We start from the raw sequence: 21,846 nt of genomic DNA, 5'->3' as shown, positions 1-21,846 counted from the left end.
TCGTCCGCACCCGCCACAGTCTTTCAAGAATCTGGTGCGCTTAGAGGTATCCGAATGCCGACCCAGCTCGACCCCCTCTCCTTGTCGGCCGACCTGTTGTACGCAGTAAGGACGGCTGATGATGTAGACTGGTTGAAACGCCATCTCGCAACTCTCGAGCGATCGCACCTTCTCCGGTCGCTCCGTGGCCGAGAGCAGCGACTCGCGTTCTGGCTTAACTGTTACAACGCGTACCTCCATCTGCTGTGTGAGAGCTCTCCATCGATCATCGACGGAAGTTCCCTCGAGCGCTGGAAGTTCTATGCCCGTGATCGCATCCCGATAGCTGGCGTCTGGCTGAGCCTCGCGGACATCGAACACGGGATGCTTCGGGGATCGAAACACCCGTGGGGGTTGGGGTATCTTCCACGTCCATTTCCCTCGTCGTTCGAACGCGAGTTCCGCCTCGAATCGGTCGATCCGCGGATCCACTTTGCGCTGGGTCGAATCGGGGAGACCGGTCCGCCGTCAACAGTGTTCTCGTCGGCGGATATCGACGAGGAACTCGACCTAACGACCGAGTGGTATCTCGAGGAGACGGTCGTCTACGACGCGGGATCGAACACCGCCACCGTCCCGTTTCTGTTCCTCTGGTACCGCGGCGATTTCGGCGGCGGAAGCGGCGTCCTCGAGTTCCTGCGGGAGTACGACGCCCTTCCGGAGACCGCAGTACCGCGGCTCGAGTACGAGAGCATGTACGGTGAGGACTGGTCGATCGATATCGAACGGGCTCGAGACCGAGAGTAATATCAAACGGACCCGAGATCGAAAGCGAGAGTGACTGAAAACAGCACGGAGAGTGCAGATGGCAAACGGAACTACGTCATCGGGGGTTGATTCCCCCGACTGGATCACTCCTCGAGGTATTCGAGTGCGACCGACTCAGCTTCGAAATCCTCGAGGAACGCGCCTCTCCCGCCGATTTTGTACCGCTCCCCGTCGACGTCGATCTCGAAGGAGTTCTCGACGGGGAACGTCGAGGTGACGGGCCGGACGAGACTCTGCTGGACGGAGAGTACGGGACCCGAAAGCGTCGAGGGGAGGTCCCGTTCGCCGACAGGTGAACCCGTGACCGTGGCCTCGAGCGAAGTGTTGGCGGCCTCGTGGAGCGCGACCTGAAACACCGCGTTTCGAAACCCGTCGTAGGTTTCGGGGAGCGTCGCCGGTGTTGTGACGTATCGTTCGTCGGCGGTCGGCCAGTAGTTCGCCAGAAACGAGCCGACGAAGACGGGAACCAACTGCTCCTGGCTAAGCGCGATCGCTTTCGTCTCGCTGGTCGTACTCGTCAGCAACTGGCTGGGTGCGAGTAGCCCGTGGCGCTGGTCGGTCGTCATCATCGTCGGGACCAGCGCGTCCCAGGTTCGAACCGTACTCGCCGTCCCGGTAAACGTCGCGATATCCGGGTCGTTCTCGTCGGTCGCACTGAGCAAAAGCAAGACGAGAACGCCGCGATCGACCGTTTCCTCGAGCGTCGATCTGATCTGGGGGAGTACCTCGGTTGGCAGAGAAAGGGTGACCTCCGTTTCTGCGTTCCGTAGCAACGTCTCGATCCGTTTGAGAACCGTCTGGCGGGACTTGATCACCTCGAACTGCTCGCCGGTGCGCTCGGTCGCGGTGTAACGCGATCGGATCCCCGGCTCGATCGCTTCGACGCTTTCAGTTAAGCGATCAACGACTTCTTCGGGCGGAACCGGTTTGATAACGGTCGGCACGGCGTGATCGTCGACCTCGACGAACCCCCGTTTCTCGAGCGCTTCGCTGATGCTGTAGACGTATCGCTTGGAGACGTCGGCGGCGTCCGAAATCGTGCTCGCTTTCGACTCTCCGTGTTCGAGAATCGCGAGGTACGTGTCGATCTCCTTCTCGGAGAGCCCGAATCGCTCGAGCAGGTCGGTGAGCCCGTCTTGATCCATGTATATGCAGTACGTCACAGATTGGGTCGCCACCTGAAAAAGATTCGCTGTCGCTCGGTGACGATGGCGAGGCCGGTCCGTTGGTATCCAATCTGCTGTTGGTGCGGTTTTGCGATCGATGGAACGAACGGGCGAGAACGTCGGGCGAAGCGCGGGCGAAAAGTGAGAATAAATATTACAACAAACTTTAATCCTCGCGGACGTACTGGTGAGATACAATGACACTACATTCCGCCCTGAACGACTTCAAGCGCGTTCGGGGAAGCGATCGCCGCTTCGCTGGCGAGCGTCGGTCGACGGAGGGGCTGTTTTCCGGTCTCGACGATCGACTCGTTTTCGTGTCGCCCGAGGGCGCTATTAGCGACTACTCGTATCCACTTTCGGGACTGGTCGGAATCGACCGATCGCGGTTCGGTATCGACGTGGGCGAGAGCGTCCACTGGTTCGATGGCGGAACCCAGCGCTACGTCGACGGAACTGCCGTCGTCGAAACCACTCACCACGTCGGCGAGTACGCGATTTCACAGTACGATCTGACGCTCGGTCGACTCCATCTCACACATTTCGTCCTCGAGACCGAATCCGAGGAGGCGGACCGCAAACGCGATGCGCCGTCGGAAGGGACGGCGAAGACGGAAGTCGACACCGACGTTAACGCCGTAGATATCACGCTTCAGGCCTGTCTCGGCTTCGCACCCGACGGTCGAGCCGGTCGGGTCGGTCAGCTCTGGCACGACGACGCCGTTGAGGTCCACCACGACAGCGAACGGGACGTTCTCACCGCGTCGACGGGGCTCGAGGTGACAGGACAGGTCCCGGAAACGTTCGACGAACTCCTCGAATCCGAGCCGACGACGCTCCCGCGCGCGTCCGACGACGGTCGCTACGAGGACGGCCGTCTCAGTCCGATCGCCATGGCGGAGATCGAGCTCGAGGGGTCGACCCCGCGGACGACGGTCGCCACGCTTCTCACCGACGCCGACGAGCGGACCCGATGCGAGGCCCTCGAGTGCGTCCGTGCCGGTGCGGCCGATTACACGACTCGCGAGTCGCTATTCGAGGCGGGTCGAGCGCAGGTACGGCGTCTCGGTTTGGGACGGGACTCTCTCACGAATGCAGACGTGGCGGGCGCGTTCGAGGACCTTCGGACCCTTCAGCTGTTGCGGGCCTCGAGTGGCTCTCGAATCGCTGGCCCCGAATTCGACCCGTACTATCGATACTCCGGCGGCTACGGCTACACGTGGTTCCGCGACGACGCCGAAATCTCGCGGTTCCTGCTCGCCGCGGACCGTCGCGCCGGCCTCGGGCTCGAGGACTGGCACGAGGAAAGCGCACAGTTCTACATCGAGACCCAGCGCTCCGACGGCACCTGGCCACACCGGGTATGGCCCCACAGCGGTCGTCTCGCGCCCGGTTGGGCGAACGGTCGGCTCGAGGACGGTTCGGAACCGGCGGCGGAGTATCAGGCCGACCAGACCGCGAGTGTCGTGACGTACCTCGCGACCTACCTCCGCATCGTCGATCCATCGGACGAGCGCGTCCGCGACTCGCTGCTCGCCGCAATGGATGGCCTCGATGCCTCGCTTGAGGACGACGGCCTGCCGACCCGCGTCCAGAACGCCTGGGAGAACATGACGGGGCGGTTCACTCACACTGCGGCGACGTTTCTCGAGGCCTACGCGGCTATCGCCCGCGCGCCGCTCGAGGAGAGCGTTCGCGAGACCGCCGCCGAACGCGCTCGGGGGGTTTACGGTGCTCTCGAGGACTTGTGGGTCCCGGAACGCGGAATCTACGCCCTCCGACTCGACGATGAAACCGTCGACGATCGGCTGGACGGTAGCACGTTTGCGCTCGCGTCGGCGCACAACGAGTACGACCGGCTCGAGCGGGACGGCGACGGCGACGTCGACGGCGAATCTGGTCGCGCGGGTGTCGACAACGAACGACTCGATCGGCTTGTTTCTCACTTTGAAACGACGATCGAGGGACTTTGGCGGAACCCCGACGGACCGGTCGAGGGAATAGCGAGATTCGAGGACGATCCGTGGCGGATTCGGGACCAGGACGAGCCGAAGATCTGGACTGTGACGACGGCGTGGGGTGCCCACGCCGGGGTGGAACTCGAGGAGCTTCTCGCGGCGAACGGCCACGACGCGGCCGGGGAGTTCGGCGAGCGAGCCGAAGAACTCCTCGCAGCGGTTGAACCGGGCGGTTCGCTCCGATTCGACGGTGGGTACCTCCCCGAACAGGTGTTCGACGACGGAACTCCCGACTGTGCGACGCCGCTGGGGTGGCCTCACGCGTTAGGTCTCGCGACGAGAACCGCGCTCGAGGATCTCGAGGGGTCGACCGTCGGAACGAAGGCGTCGCTGCGGGAGTAAGGGAGATTCGGCGAGAATTTCGTTTTGCAGTCGATCGCGCGGTTGTTTTCGGTTCAGGACGTTACCATCGCCTGGGGCTCTTCGGACGAGCCGAGGAGATCGCGGCCGGTTTCGGAATCGAAGAGGTGGATATCGTCCTCGTCGAACGTGAGCGTCACGTCTTCACCAGGCTGGGGTTCGATAGCCGGATCGACTCGAGCGATGAACTCGCCCGCGATATCGAGGTGCAGGAAGTTGTCCGAGCCGACTGGTTCGACGACCGAAACGCGTGCGGTGATCGAGTTTCGATCGTCGTCGGTGAATACGACGTTCTCCGGGCGGATTCCCAGCGTGTACCGGTTCGAACTGAGGGAATCGACGTGTTGATCCACGTACGCCCTCGAGAGTTCGAAGTCGAACTCGCCCTCGAGTCCCGTCAGGTGGACGGTATCTCCCCGAGTGTCCCCCTCTACGTCGACGAAGTTCATCGATGGCGAGCCGATAAATCCGCCGACGAACTCGTTGGCGGGATTTTCATAGACGTCAGTCGGCTTTCCGAGCTGTTGGAGCTCTCCGCCCTCGAGGATGACGATGCGGTCACCCATCGTCATCGCCTCGTGCTGGTCGTGGGTGACGTAGACGGCCGTGATCCCGAGTTCGTTCTGGAGGCGCTGAATCTCCGCGCGCATCGTCGTTCGAAGCTTGGCGTCGAGGTTCGAAAGCGGCTCGTCGAAGAGAAACACGTCCGGTTCGCGGACGATCGCCCGCCCGAGCGCGACGCGTTGTTTCTGCCCGCCCGAGAGCTGGTCGGGTTTGTCCTCCAGCAATCCTTCGATGTCCATCATTTCGGCGGTTTCGACGACCTGTCGTTCCCGTTCGGCCTCGTTCATGTCGGTGCTCATCCGGAGCCCGAACGCCATGTTTTCGAAGACGGTCTTGTGCGGGTACAGCGCGTAGTTCTGGAACACCATCGCGACGTCGCGGTTTTTCGCGTGCACGTCCGTTACGTCCTCCGCGCCGATCGAGATCGTTCCCGATGTCGGTTCCTCGAGCCCCGCTAGCATCCGGAGCGTTGTCGTTTTTCCACATCCCGACGGTCCGACGACGGTGACGAACTCGCCGTCTTCGATCTCGAGGTTCAGGTCGTCGACGGCGACGACCGTTCCAACGTCGTACTCCTTTCGGAGCGATTCGACCCTGACTCGTGCCATTTGCCCACTGGTTCGTCGAGGGGGCGTAAAACCCTTTCCCAAAAATCGGAATGTGAGAGGTAATATTACAACACAAAATCTCAAAACCCGAGGTCCGCTGTTCGGATGGTGTGGGCGCTCAATCTGGTATTTGAGCCGAAACACTCCGTATTCTCTGTCAGCCACCTGTGTTCTACATAATTCTTCAACACACTCTATATTGGCTATAGCAAGCCTCTACCGGCCTATTTCTCGTTTACGTCCCAGATAGCGTGGCTTCGATCCTAACTACTAAATATATGAAGTCATAATACATCACTGTTTCCACCATGTCAATGGAACGCAGACAGCTACTTACGGGGATCGGCGGACTTGCAACGGTGAGTGTCGCCGGTTGCTTGAGTCGAATAACCGGGGGCGATCAGGGGACGACCGCCTGGTACGATTTCACCGAAGCGCAAGAAAACGCGTTCGAGGACTACCTCGAGGAGTTCAACGATGGCCGAGAGGACGAACTCAACGCCGAAGCGCCCGCGGAGATGGAAGAGGAACTCGAAACGGCACTTCCGGCCGAGCAGGGCCCGGAGACGTTTAACTGGGCCCACGACTGGATCGGTCAGTATCACGAACAGGAGTTCGTCTACGACGCGAGCGACGACCTCGAGATCGATCTCGAGGAAACGTATACCGAAAACGCGGTCGAAGCGGTCCAGTGGGAGGGTGCGATCTACGGACTTCCCTACGCCATCGAGACGGTTTCGCTGATGTACAACCCGGAGTATGTGGACGAACCACCGGAGACGCTCTCGGAGATGGTCGAGATCATGGAAGATCACCACGACCCCGAAAACAACCAGTACGGCCTCTCGATGCCCGCCGTCGATCCGTACTTCCCGAGCGCGTGGCTGCAGGCCTTCGGCGGCTATCTGTTCGACGAAGAGACCGAAGAGCTCGGCATCGAAGACGACGAGTTCATCGAGGGAATCGAACTCCTCGAGGACTCCATCTGGCCGTACGTTCCCGGCGATCCCGACTACGACAGTCAGGTGCCGGTTTTCAACGACGGAAACGCGCCGTTCGCGATCAACGGGCCGTGGGAGCTCGAGGGATTCCGCGACGCCGGCGTCGATGTCGAGGTTGCTCCGCTCCCCGATGTCGAGGGCGGTGAGCCGACCCCGTACACCGGCGTGCAGGTCTGGTACTTTACCTCCGAACTGGCAGCGGCCGACCAGGAGGAACTCGAGACGACCGTCGAGTGGGCCGAGTGGTACACGACCAACGAGGAGGCGATCGTCGACAACGCGGAAATGCAGGGACTCATTCCCGTTCATCAGGACTACGCGGAAGGCGACGACAACCTCGGCGAAGACGTCGAAACCTTCGCTGAAACCGTCGAGATGGGGACGCCGCTTCCGACCCACCCGAAGTCCGACCAGATCTGGGACCCGCTCGAGGAGGGACTCGAACGAGTGTTCCATGGCGACGAAAGCGCCGACGAAGCGATGGAAACGGCCGCAGAAGACATTCGCGACCGCTGGGACTAACACGCGCTAACTGAGAGTATTCATGTCTTCGTCACTCATCCGTCGCGCTTCCGACCACGGACAGCGACGTCTGCCGTTCGACGTTCAGAACGTCGGCCTCGCCGGACTCTTGCTCGTCGCTCCCGGCGTCGTGTTGTTTCTCTCGTTCATGCTGTTCCCGATCGCGTTTCTCGTCTACCTCTCGTTTACCGACGCAACCCACGCCGGAACGGTCATCGGCGGCGAGGCCTCGGTCGTCGGCTTCGACAACTACGTCTCGCTGTTTACCGATCCGCAGTTCTGGCGCTCGTTCGGGATCACGTGGCTGTTTCTCGCCATCAGTCTCGCCATCAAAGTCGTGCTCGGGATCGGGATCGCGATGGTCCTGACCCACGCTCGAGTCGTCGGGAAACGATACATGCGGGCGCTGGTGATCGTCCCGATGGGATTTCCGGCAATCTTCGTGATCACCGTCTGGGACGGCATGTTCAGTGGTGCCCGATACGGCCCGCTGAATCAGTTGGTCGCAACGTACAATTCTGTCGTTTCGGGACTCGTCGGGGCGCTTGACAGTCTCCTGTTCTTCGTGGCGCTTTCAGCGCCGGATATCCTGCTCGCCGATATTCCGATAAGTTGGCTAAGTGGCCGCTGGAGCGCCTTTTTCGCGTACATTACGACCGAAGTGTGGCTGGCGTACCCGTTCATGGTCATCATCATCGTCAGCGCGTTACAGGACGTGCCGATGGATCTCCACGACGCGGCGAAAGTCGACGGTGCGGGCTACGTTCACCGATTCTTCCACGTCACGCTGCCGTCGATCAAGCGGCCGGTGCTGTTCGCGTCCATCTTGACCGCCGCGACCTCGTTCCAGCAGTTCCTGATCCCGTTCATCTTCAACCGCGGCGGGCCGTCGCGACAGAACGAACTGCTCATCCTCTACGGCTATCGTGAAGCAATCGACCTGAACGAGTACGCGTTCGCCTCGGCGATCATGGTCACCGCCATCGCGTTCATTGGGATGTTCATGTGGCTCGCCGTCAAGAAAGGAAAACTCGCGGAGGGAATCGATTCCTAATGAGCCTTCTCAATCGCTACACCAGTTCCGTCGGTCGATGGACCGTTCGCAAACTAACCTGGCCGCGACGCGTCGCCGAGTCGGCGCGGACGACCGTCGAACAGGTACGAACCGGCCGCCGATCCGTCACCGACGTCGCGAAGACGGGGCTCGGGACGGCGGGCGCCTTCGCGATGATGCTGATCCTGTTGTTCCCGGTCTACTGGGTGTTCGCCGCGTCGCTCTCGCAGGGAGCCGGGTTGATGAGCACCGACGGCATCTTCGCCGATCCGACGACGTACAACCTCGACGCCTACCGGTGGGTGCTCTTCGAGTCGAACTTCGCACACGCGCTCGGAAACAGCATCATCGTCGTCTCGATCACCGTCGCCGTCTCGATGTCGGTGATCATCCCCGGCGCGTACGCGCTTTCGCGCCGGAAGTTCCTCGGCCGGCGCGGAATCCTCTACGGTTACGTCCTGTTCACGCAGGTCGGCGCGGGGCTATCGATCGCGACGCTGATCGCGCTCTACGCCCTGTTCGTCAACTTCGGGCTGGACAACAATCTCCTCGTGCTCGGCGTGTTCTACGCCGCGGGGGCGATCCCGTTCAACACGTGGCTGCTCAAAACCTTCATGGACAACATCCCCGTCTCCTACGAGGAAGCGGCCGTCATCGACGGTGCGAGCCAGTTACAGGTTATCCGCGAGGTGATCCTCCCGCTATCGAAGCCCGGTATCGCCGTTGTGCTGGTCTTTACGTTCCTCGCGGGCTGGAACGAGTTCATCATCGCCCAGACGCTGCTTCAGTCCCACAACTACACGCTCTCGGTCGAACTCTACTCGCTCATCGCGGGCGGGAGCTACGAAACGCCGTGGACCGAGTTCTCGGCCTTTGCCATCCTGTTCGCACTGCCCGTCGCTGTCATCTACTTCCTCGCACAGAGCTACGTCGAAAGCGGGCTCTCCTTCGGCGGGATGGAAGGGTAGTCCCGGTATTGTGTCGGTTTCCCTTTTCCCGCTGCCGACGCCGAAGCGGTGATATCACTCCTAAAATGGGGGCTTCTCGAGTCCGACGGACTGCAGGATAGTACAACCGACCGAAAAAACCGATGTCGCGGACAGACTCTCTGGGTGCTATGGAATTGGCGTTCGAAGCCAAACGCGGTAGCCACGTTTGGAAACGCGCCTCGAGTCTCAGCCCGCGTCGAAAACGCTGAATAACGCTCAGCGAGCGTGACGCGGCTTATGCCTCGTCAAAGAGCTCTTCGCCCTCGACCATCCGTTCCTCGACGACGTCCATGTCGAGGGTTAGGCCGAGACCTGGTTTCTCGGGGATCTCGATCGAGCCGTCCTCGATGACGTCCTCTTCGACCAAGTCTTCCCACCAGCCGAGTTCGTAGCTGTGGTACTCGACGGCGAGCGAGTTCGGAATCGCCGCACCGACGTGGGCCGAGGCCATCGTGGCGACGGGCGAGGCGACGTTGTGCATCGCGACCGGGATGTAGTACATATCCGCAAGATCCGCGATCTTTCTGGTCTCGCGCATGCCGCCGACTTTCGGCATGTCGGGCGCGATGATGTCGACGGACTGGTTCTCGATGAGCTGGCGCTGGCCGTGTTTGCGGTAGACGTTCTCGCCGACCGTAATCGGCGTCGTCGTCGACTGGGTGACCTCCCGCTGGACATCGTGGTTCTCCGGCGGGACGGGGTCTTCGAGCCACCAGATATCGTACTCCTCGAGCGCGGTTGCGAGTCGCTTCGCGCTGTCCGCGGAGAAGGTCCAGTGACAGTCGAAGGCCACGTCGGCGCGGCTGCCGACGCGTTCGGTGATGGCTTCGACGATCGAAACCTTGTGGTCGATCTCGGGGCCGCGAAGGTGGCGGTTCGCGCGGTCCTTTTCGTGACCGGACGGAACGTCGAGGTCGAACTTGAGCGCATCGTAGCCCAACTCCTCAACGACGCGTTCGGCTTCGTCGGCGCAGGCGATCGGATCGGCTTCGTCTTCGGTGTGACAGTCACAGTAAACGCGAACCTCGTCGCGGTACTTTCCGCCCAGAAGCTGATAGGCCGGGATCTCGAGGATCTTGCCCGCCAGATCGTGCAGCGCGACTTCGATGCCCGAAATGGCGGTGACGGTGACGCCACCGATCGAGCCCTCGCCCGACATCTTCTGGACGAGGTGCTCGGTCAGGCGGTCGATATCGAGCGGGTTCTCGCCCTGCAGGAAGGGCTTCATTCGCTCGATGAGTTCGGGCGCGCCCGCGCCCCAGTAGGCTTCGCCGGTGCCGACGATGCCGGCGTCTGTGTAGATGCGGACCAGCGTCCACGGGAAGTTACCGTCGACCATCGTGGTCTGGATGTCCGTGATTTCGACGTCCCGGCCGCCCCCGCGCTCGCGCGTGACGTTCATTGTCTCCGAGGACAGTTCCCGCATCGTGTACTCGGCGTTCGGATCGTGTAGCTGTGAGTAATCGACTCCCATGACTAATGAGTTACTCGTATCATAGTAATGTTTTTCTATCCTGTGAATACATTTCGCAGTCGGACTCGTTCGGTCCGTGTTTTCGTACCAGCGAGCCGGTAAATAGTCCTTGTGCCTGATTAGAGCGTATCGAACTCGACCGCCGTTTTGATCACCGACTCGTCCTGTTCGAAGGCCCGGTCGAAGTTCTCGAGGTCGTAGACGCCGGTTACGAGGTCGTCGGTGACCCACTCCGGAACTGACGAGAGGGTATCGACGGCGGCCTCGAAGTGTCCACGGTGGGAGTTAACCGTCCCGACGAGTGCCTTGTTGTGGAGGACGAGTTCCCGGTGGAGTTTCCCACCGTCGATTTCGAACGACCAGTCGTCGGGGACGCCAACCAGCGCGCCGACGCCGTTTGGCGCGAGCGCTTCGACCGTTTCGAAAGGGTGTCTCGCGTAGCCCGTCGCCTCGTAGACGAGATCCATCGGTTCGTGAACGTCCGGAATCTCGGAAACGGGCGTTTCTCGAGAGTCGACGTACGTCGCTCCGAGATCCTCGATCAACTCGATCGAGGGATCCGGCCGATCGCGCTTTCCGAGACAGTACGTTCGATCGATCTCGAGGACCTTCTCGAACATCGCGAGGGTGACGAGCCCGAGCGAGCCGTTTCCGAGGACGATCGCGGATTCGGGCTCCCAGTGGACCGTCGAGCGGGCCGCCTGGGCGTGCTCGAGAGCCTTCTCGGTGATGCTGATCGGTTCGACCAGAAAGCCAAGCGGTTCGAGGTCACGGGGGATCGAGACGAGTGTCTCGGCCGGGCTGGTGAAGTACTCCGCCATGAACCCGTGTTCGCCGACGATGCCGCGCTCGAGGTAGGCACCCTCGGGAGCCATATCGGGTTCGCCGCGTTCGAAGAACTCGTTGGTCCCGTTGGGCGGTCGACGCACCGTCGGGACGACGACGTCGCCTTCTTCGAAATTGGTTCCGTTCGGGTCCTCGACGACGCCGACCGCCTCGTGTCCGAGCACGAGTCGGTCGCTCCCGTCGGGGAGTTCACCGTGCGCGCCGCGGATGACCTCGTGGTCGGTGCCGTCGACGCCGACGCGAAGCGTTCTAACGAGCGCCTCGCCGGCCGCCGGCTCGGGAATCGGCTTCTCGATGACGGTGGGATCGCCGGCGCCTGGTTCGACTGCGATCGCTTTCATTGCTCGAACACAGACGACGCTCAACAATAAATTTACCTGGTCGCGAGTAAATACTCTCGAGGTGTTGCCGGGCGACGGACGACGATCGAAGGCGCGGTCGAATCGCCCAGTCCAAGCGTTCAATGTTCCCGACTGAATAGCACTACTATGACCCATATCGTCTCGCGCGAGGTCCGGACGCTCGTAACGCTCCACGAAGGGACCGACACGACCGCCCGCGACGAAGCGACGGACGAAATCGCCGGGGCGCTCGAGTCGCTGGCCGAATTGGAGACAACCGGAGGGATCGACTGGAACGGTCTCGATGCCGAGGTGTACGAACATCCCGCGGCACCGTTCGACCCGTACACGATCGCGATATCGTTTCGTCTTTTCGTCAGTGTCGATGCGGAGTCCGAACGAGCGGCGGAAGAAGTTGGTGCGAGGAGAATCGAGACGATCGTCGAGAACGCTGGTTTCGAATCCGTCTCATATCCGTCGCCAGCAACTGTAAGCGAGGAGTAACGAACCGATGCTCTTGGGCGAGCACGCCGAGGGGATGGCGGTACTTCCCTGCGGGACGGCTCAGTTCCAGAGTTTCGTCGCGTCGACGACAGCGAGTCCATCGTCATCTTCGACTTCACAGATACGGACGACGAGATGCGCCTTACAATAGTACTCGACGGTCTCGATTCCGGTATCGTTGTTCCGGACGATGAGCTGACACGCATCCTCTTTCGAGCAGTTCGTGGAACGCTCGCACATACCTGTTGAGAGGAGATAATCCGCTCGTCAATAAGTTGTTGTCGGTGGTCTCCCCCCGTCATTTATCAGGGGTCAGATACCGCGTGGTCACGACGTGGACCGCGTGCGACGAACACCCGTGGTCAAGCCCTCCGAGTGGCGGCCACACGCTCACGCGGCGGTCGTACCGCCCGAACTTATGGTTACAGCCGACAAGGGACCGACATGGAACTCGAGCTTCGATTCTTCGCGACCTTTCGAGAGGCCGTCGGCGAAAAAGAGCGACGCCGGACAGTCGAAGACGGTGCCTCCGTCGGCGACGTTCTCGGCGCTCTCGAGGACGAGTACGACGGACTCGAAGAGCAGTTACTCGAGAACGGTTCGATCCGACCGCAGCTAAGCGTGCTGAAAAACGGCCGCGATGTCGTTCACATGGAGGGGCCGGAGACGCCCCTCGAAGACGGGGATCGACTCTCCGTCTTTCCGCCAGTTGCGGGCGGGTAATCCGTTGAACCGCCGGCGGTTTTTTCGAGCCGATGTTCGCGGGTCCGGCCTCGAGGGCAGTTTCGCCGACGAAGATGGCTTTATTCGGCTGCTGACCGAAGACCGACTATGACACGGCGTATCGAGCGCTCCTTTCGAGGGATTTCCGAACGGCTCGCGATCCGATATCTGACGAATCTGGGGGGCGAACGGGTCGACGACGAGACGGTCGAGAGCGAGCGGTGGTCGGCGTCGATCACCTCGGAGACGGTCGAGATCGGTCCGTCGCTGACGCTCACCGAGGTGACCGTCGTCTTCGAGGGAGAGGACGATCATCTCGAATCGCTCGTCGAGGAGTTCGCGCAGAAAGCGATGCGGGCAGGTGGCTGATGGCGGATCCGATCGAGGGACAGATTCTGGTTCTCACCGCGGCGAAAGCCAGCGTTCCCCCGACTCGGCTCCCCGCGCTCGTCGACCGGGCACAGGAACGACTCGAGTCGGATATCGCACGGTATCGACGCGAGTACGAGACCGTCTTCGAGGACGACGACCGCTGTGCGTTCCTCGTCGAGTGGGGCCACTGGGAGGAACTCGGCGAGCGGTTCGATTGGGACCGTCGCGAGACGTCAGCGGTTCGTCGCGCACACGAAGAACAACTCCATCGGATCGGGAGACGACAGGATCGCCTCTCGGAGTTCGAGGCGGCACTCGAGATCCGAGATCCATTGATTATCGGGACCTGAAGCGGACGATTCTCCGGCTCGAGCAACAGCTGAACGGTTTCACCCCTCTAGCCGCTGGATCAGCGCCTGCCGGAACGTCCGTGGCGACCGAGCTTCGCCGCGGGCCATGAGGACCGTCCCGTCGGACTGCTGAACGATTCGCTGGGGAAGCGATCCGTATAGCGCCTGCGCGACGGTGCTCGTTCCCGTCGCTCCGACACAGACCGTCCCGTACCCCACCGTCGCCTCGAGCAGCGTTTCCTGTACGTCGTCGGCAACGAGCACGCGCGACTCGAACTCGTCCGCCTTGAGGCCGGCCGCCGCCGCGACGCTTTCGATCGTCTCTCGACCGGTTTGCTTCGGATCGATTGCGGCAGGCGCTTCGTCCGCGGCTTCCCCGTCAGAATCGGATCGATCGTCCGAATCCGGTCCGATCACGGCGTCTCCCTTCGGTTGCACATTCAACAACGTCAGCGTGCTCTCGGGGAACGCGCGCCGAAGCTCTCCTGCACGCCGAGCGGACACCGGCGCGTGCGGGCCGCCGCCCGCGAGCGTCACGATATCGTCCGGCGACTCGGATGGATCCTTGACCAGCGTCACGTCGCACGCGGCTCGCTCGAGCAGCGGATCGATCGTCGAGCCGAAGATCACATCGCGTCGACGTCGGCTCCCCGCCCATCCCAACAGCATGTGATTCGCTTGTTCTTCCTCGACGACCGAGAGCAGCGTCTCTCCAGCGTCTCGGCCGACGATCGCCCGCGTTCTTACCGCGACATCCAGATCCGTCGCGACGTCGCGAACGTTCTCGAGGAGCGCCTGCTGGCGCTCGACCCGCCGCTCTTCGAATTCGATCTGGGCGGGCGACGTCTGTGGTGGCACCTCGATCACGTTGATTGCGACGAGTTCGCTCTCGCCGTCCTGACTCGCGGCGCTCGCCGCGGCGTATTTGATAAGCGGGCGCTGAGTTTCCGGATTCGCGACGGGCACGACGACGCGGTAGGCGTCCTCCTCGAGCGCTTCGTCCGTTTGCGGGGCGACCGCTTCGCCGATGAGCGTCGTGGAGATTGCCTGCTCTTTCGCGTAGAATTGGTACCAGACGACGCCGACGCCGACGATACCGATTCCGATCGCCTGAACGTACCAGACCATCTGGTACATGACGCCGAGACAGGTTAGGAACCCGAGAGCGGGAACGACCGGGTAGAGGACTGCCGGGATCCGAAAGTCCGGATCGTACTCGTCGGGTTCCGCCCGACGCAGGACGATGACGGCGACGTGGACGAGCGCGTACGTGATGAGGAACATGAAACTCGCGACGTCTGCGAGGGTATCGATCGGAAGCGGGCTGGCGATCAGGAGGAGAATAACGACTCCTGTTGCCAGGATCGCCCGGTAGGGCGTTCGATATCGGTCGTGGATCTTGTTGAGCCAGTTGGTGAGGACCTGATCTCGCCCCATCGCGAAGTTGACTCGAGCGGCCGAGAGGATCGACGCGTTCGCCGAGGAGATCGTCGCCAACATCGCGCCGATGATCATGACGATCGATCCGATCGTCGCGAATTCCACGCGATACTCGCCGACGGCAAACGAGCCGAACCCGCCGGCGGCCGCGGCCGCGACATCGGCGACCGGAACGTCCGAATCTGCCAGATCCGGTACCGGGAGCGTGCCCGTGCTCACCAGCATGACGAGGACATAGAGGATCGTCGGCGTGACGACCGCCGCGATCATCGAGAGGGGAAGGTTCCGTCCCGGATCTTTGATCTCTTCGGCGCTGGTTGCGATCACTTCGAATCCAATGAACGTCACGAACACCGTCCCTGCGGTCGCCGCGACGACGGGCCACCCTTCTCCTTCGCGGACGAAGGGGGAGAGTAACTCGGCGTCGACGCTCGTCAAGCCGACGGCGATGAAGACGAGAATAAGCCCGAGAAGTAAGACGACGATAACGTTCTGGAGGGAGCCGGTTTCCTTGACGCCGCGATAGTTGACGGCTACGAGTACCGAGGCCATCGCCAAGCCCGCCAAGATAACGACGAACGCGTCTGAGGGCTGATTGGTGAGGTACTGACCGAATCCAAGCATATAAAACGCCGTTGCGAACATCAACCCGGCCCACATTCCCCAGCCGACGATCGTACCGAAGAAACTCCCCAGTGCGTGGTTGACGTAATAGTAGCTCCCGCCGGCTTTTGGCATTCCGGTCGCCAGTTCGGAAAGCGAAAGCGCCGCGAGCAACGCGACGACGCCCCCGATAGCGAAGGAAATCATGCTTGCGGGGCCTGCTGCATCCGCGACGATTCCGGGGAGCACAAAAATGCCGGCTCCGATCATCGTTCCCAGCCCAAGCGTGTAGGCCTCGACGAATCCCAGGTCGCGAGCGAGTTCTTGATCAGACATGATGTGGTCGTCCTCCCCGGTTTCGCGGGGCTTAAACCGCACAGGTGAAACTGCGTACTGTTTCTAGTCTGCGAAATCGGCGCAGAACATATATTTGTATCGGTAGAATTTTCGCTTCCTGAGCTATTCGAACTGAGAGTACGGTTTGAATAATCCGGGGAGTATTTATTGTTCGATCGTGAAAGCCAACTGAGTGACCAATGAGGGTGAGCCGCTATCGCTAATCAGCGCCCCGATTCGGGATACCGTCTCGACGAGATCGATCGACGGATAATCTACGCGCTGATGGCCGACGCGCGCAACACGTCCGCGCCCATGATCGCCGAGGAGGTCAGCGTCTCTCCGGCGACGATCCGCAATCGGATCGATCAACTCGAGAGCCACGGCATTATCCGCGGCTACCACACGTCGGTCGATTTCGAGTCCGCCGAGGGCGGGTTGACGACGCTCTTTCAGTGCAACGTTCCGGTCGAAAACCGCGAATCGATCGCTCAGAAAGTGAGCGCGATTCCCGGCGTCATCAACGTTCGAAAACTGATGACCGGGCGACGAAACCTCCACGTCGTCGCCGTCGGCGCGGATACGAAGTCTCTCGAGCGGATCGGGCGCGCGCTGTCCGAACTCGGCGCCGAAATCGAAGACGAGGATCTCGTTCAGGACGAACTTTCGCGTCCGTACGCGCCGTACGGCCCCGACGAAACGACGGCTGAACCGACGCCGATGGATGTGATTAGCCTGACCGGAGACGCCAACGTCGTCGAAGTCACCGTCGGCTCCGAATCCGAAATACGCGGTTATACGCTCGAGGAGGCCGGAAACAACGGTGTCCTCCCGGACGACCTTCTCGTCGTCGCCATCGAGCGGGACGGTACCGTGCTAACTCCTCGCGGCGAGACGACGATTCGCTCGGACGACGTCGTGACCGTCCTTTCGCGGGACGGCATCGACGACCGAACGCTCGATAGTTTCCAAAAGCCCGCGACCGAGTTCGGCCGAGAGCCGGACCCAATCGATCCGTAATGGTTCTCAAAGACGTTCTCACGGAACTGCTGACGGACGACGACCCACACTATGAGTGTCGAAACTGCGGGACGACGCTGGATGAAGAACGCGACGTCTGTCCGAACTGCGATTCGACCGAAATCGCCACGTACGAATTTAAGAAGTAATCGCGACTGATTTTTCGCTCACCTCACTGTCGTCGACGCCCGAAGCTTTGCTGTCGCCAAAATCGAGCGATCGAGTCCCCTTCGCCGGTGGCGGCGATCAGTCGTCGCCGGTGGCAGTCGCACCGCCGCTCGAATCCACGCCGGTTCCGGGGCCGATATCGATCTCGAGTTCCTCGAGTTTCTCGTCCGGCACGACGCCGTCGACCCAGCCGCGGTGGTCGTAGTACTCGTCTTTCATCTCCTCGAGTTCGCAGAACTCGCCCTCGCTCGCACCCTGTCCGGCGATTCCGTCCCCGCCCTCGAGGAACCGGGCTGGCAGGGAGTCGTCTGCGCCGTCGAAGCCGGCGAGGTTGTTGTAGTACCGCTCTAAGTTGTAGATGCGTTCGCCGGCCTCGAGCAGGTCGTCTTCAGTGTACTCGAGTCCGGTCATGCCGTTGTACTGGAGGACGTACTCCTCGATCCCTTCGGCGAAAGCGTTGAACTTGCAGATGTCGAAGCTGTCGGAGATGGCGTGGAGATCCTGGAAGGCGGCGGTCAGTTCGCCCTTCCCTTCGTACTCGTAGGGATCGACCTTCTCCGGTACGCCAAGGATTTCGGCTGCGGGCGTGTATGCGCGGAGGTGACACGCGCCGCGGTTCGATGTTGCGTAGGCGATGCCCATGCCCTTCATACAGCGCGGGTCGTACGCCGGAATCGTCTGTCCTTTAACCGCAAGAGAATTGTCGTGTGCGTCTTTGCGGTCCGCGACTCGACGCGGCCCTTCTGCGAGCAGGTCCGCGAGGTCGTCCTCGCGGCGAGCGATGTGTTCGATCATGTCGACCATCGTCTCGGAGTCGCCCCAGTCGAGGCCCTCCTCGAGTTTGCCCTGCTCGCTCATCTCCATGGCCATCGCCATCATGTTCCCGACCTCGATGGTGTCGATGCCCATGTCGTTACAGCGGTCGATCATCAGTCCGACGGCGTCGCGGTCGGTGTGGCCCGAGTTCGGCCCGAGCGCGTAGGCGGACTCGTACTCGTAGGACTCCATCCGGACGTTCATCTCCTCGCCCTTGTGCATCGTCTGGACCTCGACTTCCTTCTTGCAGGCGACAGGACAGGAGTGACAGGTCGGTTCGTCGACGAGGATGTTCTCGCGGACGTTCTCGCCGGAGACGCGCTCGGCGTCGATGTCGACGCCCTCGGCCTCGGTCATACTCTCCGTAGAGGTGTACACCCCGTTTTTCGTCGGGAGGCCGTCCATCTCTTCCGTGATGTTCATCAGGACGTTCGTGCCGTACAGCGAGAGGCCGCCCTCGTTGGGCGCAGTTACCTCGGATTCGGTGATCGCGGCCATCGCCTGTTGATGGCCCTCCTTGAACGTCTCCTGGTCGGCGGGCTGGGGCATCTTCGTCGTCGACTTGACGACGACCGCTTTGAGGTTCTTCGAGCCCATGACGCAGCCGGTTCCCCCTCGACCCGACGCTCTGTCGTCCTCGTTGACGATGCAGGCGTACTTGACCCCGTTTTCGCCGCCTGGACCGATCGCCATTATCGAGAGGTTCTTGCCGTACGCTCCATCGATCTCCTCCTCGATGGTGTCTCGAGTCTCGTGGACGCCGTTCCCCCAGAGGTGGGAGGCGTCTCGAAGCTCGACCTCGCCGTCCTCGATGTACGCGTAGACTGGCTCGTCGGCCTGGCCCTCGAACAGCAGGCCGTCAAAGCCGGCCCATTTGAGCCGCGCTCCCGACCAGCCGCCGTGGTGGCTGTCGGTGACGGTCCCGGTCAGCGGCGATTTCGTACAGACCGCGATCCGGCCGCTCATCGTCACCTGGGTCCCCGAAAGTGGCCCGTTCATGAACGCAAGGAGGTTCTCCGGACCAAGCGGGTCGACGTCCGGTCCCTGTTCGAAGACATACTTCACCCCCAGCCCGCGGGCACCGATATACTTCTTCGCGTCCTCGTCGTCGATCGACTCGTAGTCGACCGACTCCTCCCCGAGGTCGATGCGTGCGACGTTGTCGTGGAAGCCGCCAATATCTGTCATGGTAAATGCTCACTATTATCTTTGTCCTCCGTCGTGTTAGTCCTTCCCGACGGAAGGTAACCAGATTTAGTTACGCCGGCTGTCGCGGACCAATCAATACGGGCTCAAAACACACGCCTTTCCGTGGCTCGAGTGCAACGAGCGCGGTGGCAAGTTCTGCGCATTCGTAACCGATTGTGTGCACATTCCAACCGGCTAACTATCGGCTCACAACAGGAGCGCGACGATCGCGAGAATGATGAAGATCAACACGAAGATCCGTGCGATCTCCATCGAAATTCCGGCGACACCGCGAGCACCGACCGCGGCTGCAACGATTGCGAGGACGAAGAAGACGACCGCCCAGTACAGAAAGCCACCGTCACCGATTTGTAGCGGAGTCGCGAGTTCCAGCATACGCCGAGCTATCACGACGGTGCATATAAATGCCGCCGACCGTCCGGGACCGTTCCGAGTGCTAAGTTTAGACTACAGGCGAGTAAGCCGGGGTTCAATCCGCCGCTGACGGCGTTTCAGCCGTACTGTCGGCTGTCCCCCTGTGAAGCGTCTTGCACCCGCGGGGCGACGAGAATTGTGAACGACGTACTGCCGACAGGATCAGTCGTCACCGAAGAACGCTCGACAGAGTTTCGCCTCCGCATTGCGTAAGTGTTCGTGAAACGTCGGTCGCGAGACGCCGAGCGATTCGGCGAGTTCCTCGCCCGTAGCGGGTCGCGGCCACTCGAAATAGCCGCCCAGGTATGCCCGTTGAATCGACGCGAACTGGCGCTCGGTAAGCTCCTCCTCGAGACGAGCGGCGAACTCCTGTCGCGTTTCCCCATTTGGCTCCCTGTGCTGGAACGAGATGACATCAGTGCCGTCGTAGCGGTCCTCGATCGCCTCGATGACGGATCGCACGTCCGCGGATCGGGGAATCTCGAGCGTAAGTCGTGCCCGCCCGTTCTCCGCGGAAATCGCCTGTGTCCTGACACCGCGTTCGGAAAGCCAGGTAACGACGTTCTCTTCGGTCGAGAGCTCGACCAGACATTCGTCGTCACGTTCGACCAGTATCGATAGGTCAACGCCGTCGAGAGCTGTTGTGGCTTCTGCTATCGCCGCTGATACGTCCGTGCTGTCGTCCGACGACGGCCCAGTTGCGGTGAACAACGAGGAAGTTTTCGCTCCCGTTCGGTGAACCGAGCGCCGGTACTCGAGTCGACAGTCCGTCGCCCGCGAGACGGCGACGGGTGCGGCCGACGCGTCGGTGAGTTCGAGGTCGACGGCCACGACGGCGTCCGTCGCGAGCATTCGACTGGTTTCGCGAGCGTTAACACCGCTGGCGACGGCGCGAGCGAGCGCGGAGAGGATAACGGTCTCCCGGTCGGTGATGTCTCGCTCGGTTCCCGTCCGGACGGTAAGGACCCCGTATTCGATATCATTGTAAAACAGTGGGAACGCCGCCCGGGTCGATCCGCCGATCGTGTCGATCGAAACCGCGGCGGTCTCGAGCGTTTTGGTTGCCGGGTGTCCGTCGAGTTCGTCGGGAACGTCCGGTGACCGACCGGCAGCAGTCCGAACGTCGACGGTGCGGGTTTCGGGGTTTCGCTCGCCGATCCAGGCGCCGTCGTAGGCGGACTCCGCAACAATGCGATCGCAGACGGCGGCCTCCAGTTCGCTCCGGGTCGTCGATCCCGCGACCACGTCGGTGACATCCTGAATCAACCCTTCGACGCGCTCGAGGGTGTACTCGAGCTCCTCGGTTCGTCGCTCGGCCTCGAATTCGGCCTCTTTGCGGGCGGTAATATCGTTCTGGAAGCCGACGTAGTTGGTGAGTTCGCCGCGGCCGTCGTAGACCGGTGCGATCGTGACCTCGTTCCAGAATTCGGTACCGTCTTTGCGGTAGTTCTTGAGCTCGACGGTCACCGGCCGTTCGTCGTCGATGGCGGCTCGCATCTCCTCGACGGCATGGGGGTCCGAATCCGGCCCCTGAAGAACTCTGCAGTTCCGTCCGACGATGTCTTCGAACTCGTACCCGGATAGGTCCTGATAGGTGTCGTTAACGTACACCAGCGGATTGTCCTCGAGCGACGGATCGGAGATCGCCACCCCCACCGGTGCCTCGTTGACCGCACGAGCTTTGACGGCCCTGTCGTTCGTCGAGCTGTTGGCATCCTCTGTTTGCTGGAAGATGAGCGTCGCCCCATCGACGTCCCGATGAATACGCACGTCGTAGCCATCGTCCTCGAGTTTGACCTCCCGAACCGTCCCGGCCGTCGTTTCGTCGATTTCCGCTCGAAGTGTGGCCCACCGTCCCTCGAGGGTGGCGTCTGTGGCTTCTTCCTCTTCGTCGCCCGTGAGGCTGAACTCCTCGCAAGCGGCTTCGTTCGCGTACGTAACCGCCCCGTCTGCAACCGTCACCACCGGATCGACCATCTGCTCGAGCGCGACGGTCGCGTTCGACATCGAGTCGGACTCTTGATCCGTCGACTCCGTGTCGGACGTATCCATGTCCCTACGTACGCAGACGCTCACTATGAAGTACTGTGGTTGGGCGAGCCGAGGATCGAGCACCCCGAATGTTATTAAGCACCATGTCC

At 61.6% G+C, this 21,846-nt stretch carries 20 protein-coding genes; 11 read left to right on the top strand and 9 right to left on the bottom strand.

Annotated elements, in window-relative coordinates:
- Positions 1-54: 54 nt before the first annotated feature.
- Positions 55-786, top strand: a complete 732-nt coding sequence (locus QNM96_RS04370; protein WP_283834787.1) for a DUF547 domain-containing protein — start codon at positions 55-57, stop codon at positions 784-786.
- Positions 787-890: 104 nt separating this feature from the next.
- On the opposite strand, the gene QNM96_RS04365 is transcribed toward QNM96_RS04370, so the two are convergent.
- Positions 891-1,952, bottom strand: a complete 1,062-nt coding sequence (locus tag QNM96_RS04365) for a TrmB family transcriptional regulator sugar-binding domain-containing protein (RefSeq protein ID WP_283834987.1) — start codon at positions 1,950-1,952, stop codon at positions 891-893.
- A gap of 218 nt (positions 1,953-2,170) precedes the next feature.
- On the opposite strand from QNM96_RS04365, the gene QNM96_RS04360 reads away from it, so the two are divergent.
- Positions 2,171-4,333: a glucan 1,4-alpha-glucosidase gene (locus QNM96_RS04360; protein WP_283834786.1), complete on the top strand. Its 2,163-nt coding sequence runs from the start codon at positions 2,171-2,173 to the stop codon at positions 4,331-4,333.
- A 53-nt stretch (positions 4,334-4,386) separates the two neighbouring features.
- Here the strand turns inward: QNM96_RS04360 and QNM96_RS04355 are convergent, their stop codons facing one another.
- A complete protein-coding gene (locus QNM96_RS04355) occupies positions 4,387-5,523 on the bottom strand; it encodes an ABC transporter ATP-binding protein (protein WP_283834785.1) in 1,137 nt (378 codons plus the stop codon).
- Between the two features lie 314 nt (positions 5,524-5,837).
- Between QNM96_RS04355 and QNM96_RS04350 the strand changes: the two genes are divergently transcribed.
- From QNM96_RS04350 to QNM96_RS04340, 3 genes are read left to right on the top strand one after another with little or no spacing between them, the layout of a single operon-like run.
- Positions 5,838-7,046, top strand: coding sequence for an extracellular solute-binding protein (locus QNM96_RS04350; RefSeq protein ID WP_283834784.1), 1,209 nt, complete (start codon positions 5,838-5,840; stop codon positions 7,044-7,046).
- A 22-nt stretch (positions 7,047-7,068) separates the two neighbouring features.
- Positions 7,069-8,100 carry a sugar ABC transporter permease gene (locus QNM96_RS04345; protein WP_283834783.1) on the top strand — a complete coding sequence of 344 codons (1,032 nt, stop codon included), beginning with the start codon at positions 7,069-7,071 and terminating at the stop codon, positions 8,098-8,100.
- Positions 8,100-9,068, top strand: coding sequence for an ABC transporter permease subunit (locus QNM96_RS04340; protein WP_283834782.1), 969 nt, complete (start codon positions 8,100-8,102; stop codon positions 9,066-9,068). The genes QNM96_RS04345 and QNM96_RS04340 overlap by 1 nt, the downstream gene beginning before the upstream one ends.
- Positions 9,069-9,324: 256 nt before the next feature.
- Here QNM96_RS04340 and QNM96_RS04335 read toward each other — a convergent pair whose 3' ends face one another.
- Both QNM96_RS04335 and QNM96_RS04330 read right to left on the bottom strand, forming a co-directional pair.
- Complete coding sequence (locus QNM96_RS04335) at positions 9,325-10,563, bottom strand: mandelate racemase/muconate lactonizing enzyme family protein (RefSeq protein WP_283834781.1); 1,239 nt, start codon at positions 10,561-10,563, stop codon at positions 9,325-9,327.
- A gap of 119 nt (positions 10,564-10,682) precedes the next feature.
- Positions 10,683-11,750 carry a glucose 1-dehydrogenase gene (locus QNM96_RS04330; protein WP_283834780.1) on the bottom strand — a complete coding sequence of 356 codons (1,068 nt, stop codon included), beginning with the start codon at positions 11,748-11,750 and terminating at the stop codon, positions 10,683-10,685.
- A 147-nt stretch (positions 11,751-11,897) separates the two neighbouring features.
- Here QNM96_RS04330 and QNM96_RS04325 point away from each other — a divergent pair, with 147 nt between their 5' ends.
- The gene (locus QNM96_RS04325) at positions 11,898-12,254 is read left to right on the top strand and encodes a hypothetical protein (protein WP_283834779.1); all 357 of its coding nucleotides are present in this window, start codon (positions 11,898-11,900) and stop codon (positions 12,252-12,254) included.
- Positions 12,255-12,314: 60 nt separating this feature from the next.
- On the opposite strand, the gene QNM96_RS04320 is transcribed toward QNM96_RS04325, so the two are convergent.
- Positions 12,315-12,494 (bottom strand): hypothetical protein, encoded by a 180-nt coding sequence (locus QNM96_RS04320; RefSeq protein WP_283834778.1) that lies wholly within the window; start codon positions 12,492-12,494, stop codon positions 12,315-12,317.
- Between the two features lie 204 nt (positions 12,495-12,698).
- On the opposite strand from QNM96_RS04320, the gene QNM96_RS04315 reads away from it, so the two are divergent.
- The 3 genes from QNM96_RS04315 to QNM96_RS04305 all read left to right on the top strand — a co-directional run bounded on the left by QNM96_RS04315 (position 12,699) and on the right by QNM96_RS04305 (position 13,699).
- Complete coding sequence (locus QNM96_RS04315) at positions 12,699-12,977, top strand: ubiquitin-like small modifier protein 1 (protein ID WP_283834777.1); 279 nt, start codon at positions 12,699-12,701, stop codon at positions 12,975-12,977.
- A gap of 108 nt (positions 12,978-13,085) precedes the next feature.
- Complete coding sequence (locus tag QNM96_RS04310; protein WP_283834776.1) at positions 13,086-13,346, top strand: hypothetical protein; 261 nt, start codon at positions 13,086-13,088, stop codon at positions 13,344-13,346.
- Positions 13,343-13,699, top strand: coding sequence for a hypothetical protein (locus QNM96_RS04305; protein ID WP_283834986.1), 357 nt, complete (start codon positions 13,343-13,345; stop codon positions 13,697-13,699). The genes QNM96_RS04310 and QNM96_RS04305 overlap by 4 nt, the downstream gene beginning before the upstream one ends.
- A 39-nt stretch (positions 13,700-13,738) precedes the next feature.
- Here the strand turns inward: QNM96_RS04305 and QNM96_RS04300 are convergent, their stop codons facing one another.
- A complete protein-coding gene (locus QNM96_RS04300) occupies positions 13,739-16,078 on the bottom strand; it encodes an amino acid permease (RefSeq protein ID WP_283834775.1) in 2,340 nt (779 codons plus the stop codon).
- Positions 16,079-16,294: 216 nt separating this feature from the next.
- Between QNM96_RS04300 and QNM96_RS04295 the strand changes: the two genes are divergently transcribed.
- On the top strand, positions 16,295-17,098 hold the full coding sequence (locus tag QNM96_RS04295; RefSeq protein WP_283834985.1) for an Lrp/AsnC family transcriptional regulator: 804 nt from the start codon (positions 16,295-16,297) through the stop codon (positions 17,096-17,098).
- Entirely contained in the window at positions 17,098-17,247 is a 150-nt protein-coding gene (locus tag QNM96_RS04290) for a hypothetical protein (protein WP_283834774.1), read from the top strand. The genes QNM96_RS04295 and QNM96_RS04290 overlap by 1 nt, the downstream gene beginning before the upstream one ends.
- Before the next feature lie 97 nt (positions 17,248-17,344).
- On the opposite strand, the gene QNM96_RS04285 is transcribed toward QNM96_RS04290, so the two are convergent.
- The 3 genes from QNM96_RS04285 to QNM96_RS04275 all read right to left on the bottom strand — a co-directional run bounded on the left by QNM96_RS04285 (position 17,345) and on the right by QNM96_RS04275 (position 21,757).
- Entirely contained in the window at positions 17,345-19,270 is a 1,926-nt protein-coding gene (locus QNM96_RS04285; RefSeq protein ID WP_283834773.1) for an aldehyde ferredoxin oxidoreductase family protein, read from the bottom strand.
- A gap of 207 nt (positions 19,271-19,477) precedes the next feature.
- Positions 19,478-19,666, bottom strand: coding sequence for a DUF1328 family protein (locus QNM96_RS04280; RefSeq protein WP_283834772.1), 189 nt, complete (start codon positions 19,664-19,666; stop codon positions 19,478-19,480).
- 201 nt (positions 19,667-19,867) lie between these two features.
- Complete coding sequence (locus QNM96_RS04275) at positions 19,868-21,757, bottom strand: bacterio-opsin activator domain-containing protein (RefSeq protein ID WP_283834771.1); 1,890 nt, start codon at positions 21,755-21,757, stop codon at positions 19,868-19,870.
- Positions 21,758-21,846 lie beyond the last annotated feature (89 nt).

The sequence above is a fragment of the Halostagnicola sp. A-GB9-2 genome (assembly GCF_030068615.1).
In the GTDB taxonomy this organism is placed as follows: Archaea; Halobacteriota; Halobacteria; order Halobacteriales; family Natrialbaceae; genus Halostagnicola.
The sequence above is the reverse complement of the archived record's forward strand: the minus strand, read 5'-3'. Positions and strand labels throughout refer to the sequence as shown.

Coding starts and splice junctions, on each gene's coding strand:
- QNM96_RS04370 (WP_283834787.1), top strand. CDS start 55: ATGCCGACCCAGCTCGACCCCCTCTCCTTGTCGGCCGACCTGTTGTAC.
- QNM96_RS04365 (WP_283834987.1), bottom strand. CDS start 1,952: ATGGATCAAGACGGGCTCACCGACCTGCTCGAGCGATTCGGGCTCTCC.
- QNM96_RS04360 (WP_283834786.1), top strand. CDS start 2,171: ATGACACTACATTCCGCCCTGAACGACTTCAAGCGCGTTCGGGGAAGC.
- QNM96_RS04355 (WP_283834785.1), bottom strand. CDS start 5,523: ATGGCACGAGTCAGGGTCGAATCGCTCCGAAAGGAGTACGACGTTGGA.
- QNM96_RS04350 (WP_283834784.1), top strand. CDS start 5,838: ATGGAACGCAGACAGCTACTTACGGGGATCGGCGGACTTGCAACGGTG.
- QNM96_RS04345 (WP_283834783.1), top strand. CDS start 7,069: ATGTCTTCGTCACTCATCCGTCGCGCTTCCGACCACGGACAGCGACGT.
- QNM96_RS04340 (WP_283834782.1), top strand. CDS start 8,100: ATGAGCCTTCTCAATCGCTACACCAGTTCCGTCGGTCGATGGACCGTT.
- QNM96_RS04335 (WP_283834781.1), bottom strand. CDS start 10,563: ATGGGAGTCGATTACTCACAGCTACACGATCCGAACGCCGAGTACACG.
- QNM96_RS04330 (WP_283834780.1), bottom strand. CDS start 11,750: ATGAAAGCGATCGCAGTCGAACCAGGCGCCGGCGATCCCACCGTCATC.
- QNM96_RS04325 (WP_283834779.1), top strand. CDS start 11,898: ATGACCCATATCGTCTCGCGCGAGGTCCGGACGCTCGTAACGCTCCAC.
- QNM96_RS04320 (WP_283834778.1), bottom strand. CDS start 12,494: ATGTGCGAGCGTTCCACGAACTGCTCGAAAGAGGATGCGTGTCAGCTC.
- QNM96_RS04315 (WP_283834777.1), top strand. CDS start 12,699: ATGGAACTCGAGCTTCGATTCTTCGCGACCTTTCGAGAGGCCGTCGGC.
- QNM96_RS04310 (WP_283834776.1), top strand. CDS start 13,086: ATGACACGGCGTATCGAGCGCTCCTTTCGAGGGATTTCCGAACGGCTC.
- QNM96_RS04300 (WP_283834775.1), bottom strand. CDS start 16,078: ATGTCTGATCAAGAACTCGCTCGCGACCTGGGATTCGTCGAGGCCTAC.
- QNM96_RS04290 (WP_283834774.1), top strand. CDS start 17,098: ATGGTTCTCAAAGACGTTCTCACGGAACTGCTGACGGACGACGACCCA.
- QNM96_RS04285 (WP_283834773.1), bottom strand. CDS start 19,270: ATGACAGATATTGGCGGCTTCCACGACAACGTCGCACGCATCGACCTC.
- QNM96_RS04280 (WP_283834772.1), bottom strand. CDS start 19,666: ATGCTGGAACTCGCGACTCCGCTACAAATCGGTGACGGTGGCTTTCTG.
- QNM96_RS04275 (WP_283834771.1), bottom strand. CDS start 21,757: ATGGATACGTCCGACACGGAGTCGACGGATCAAGAGTCCGACTCGATG.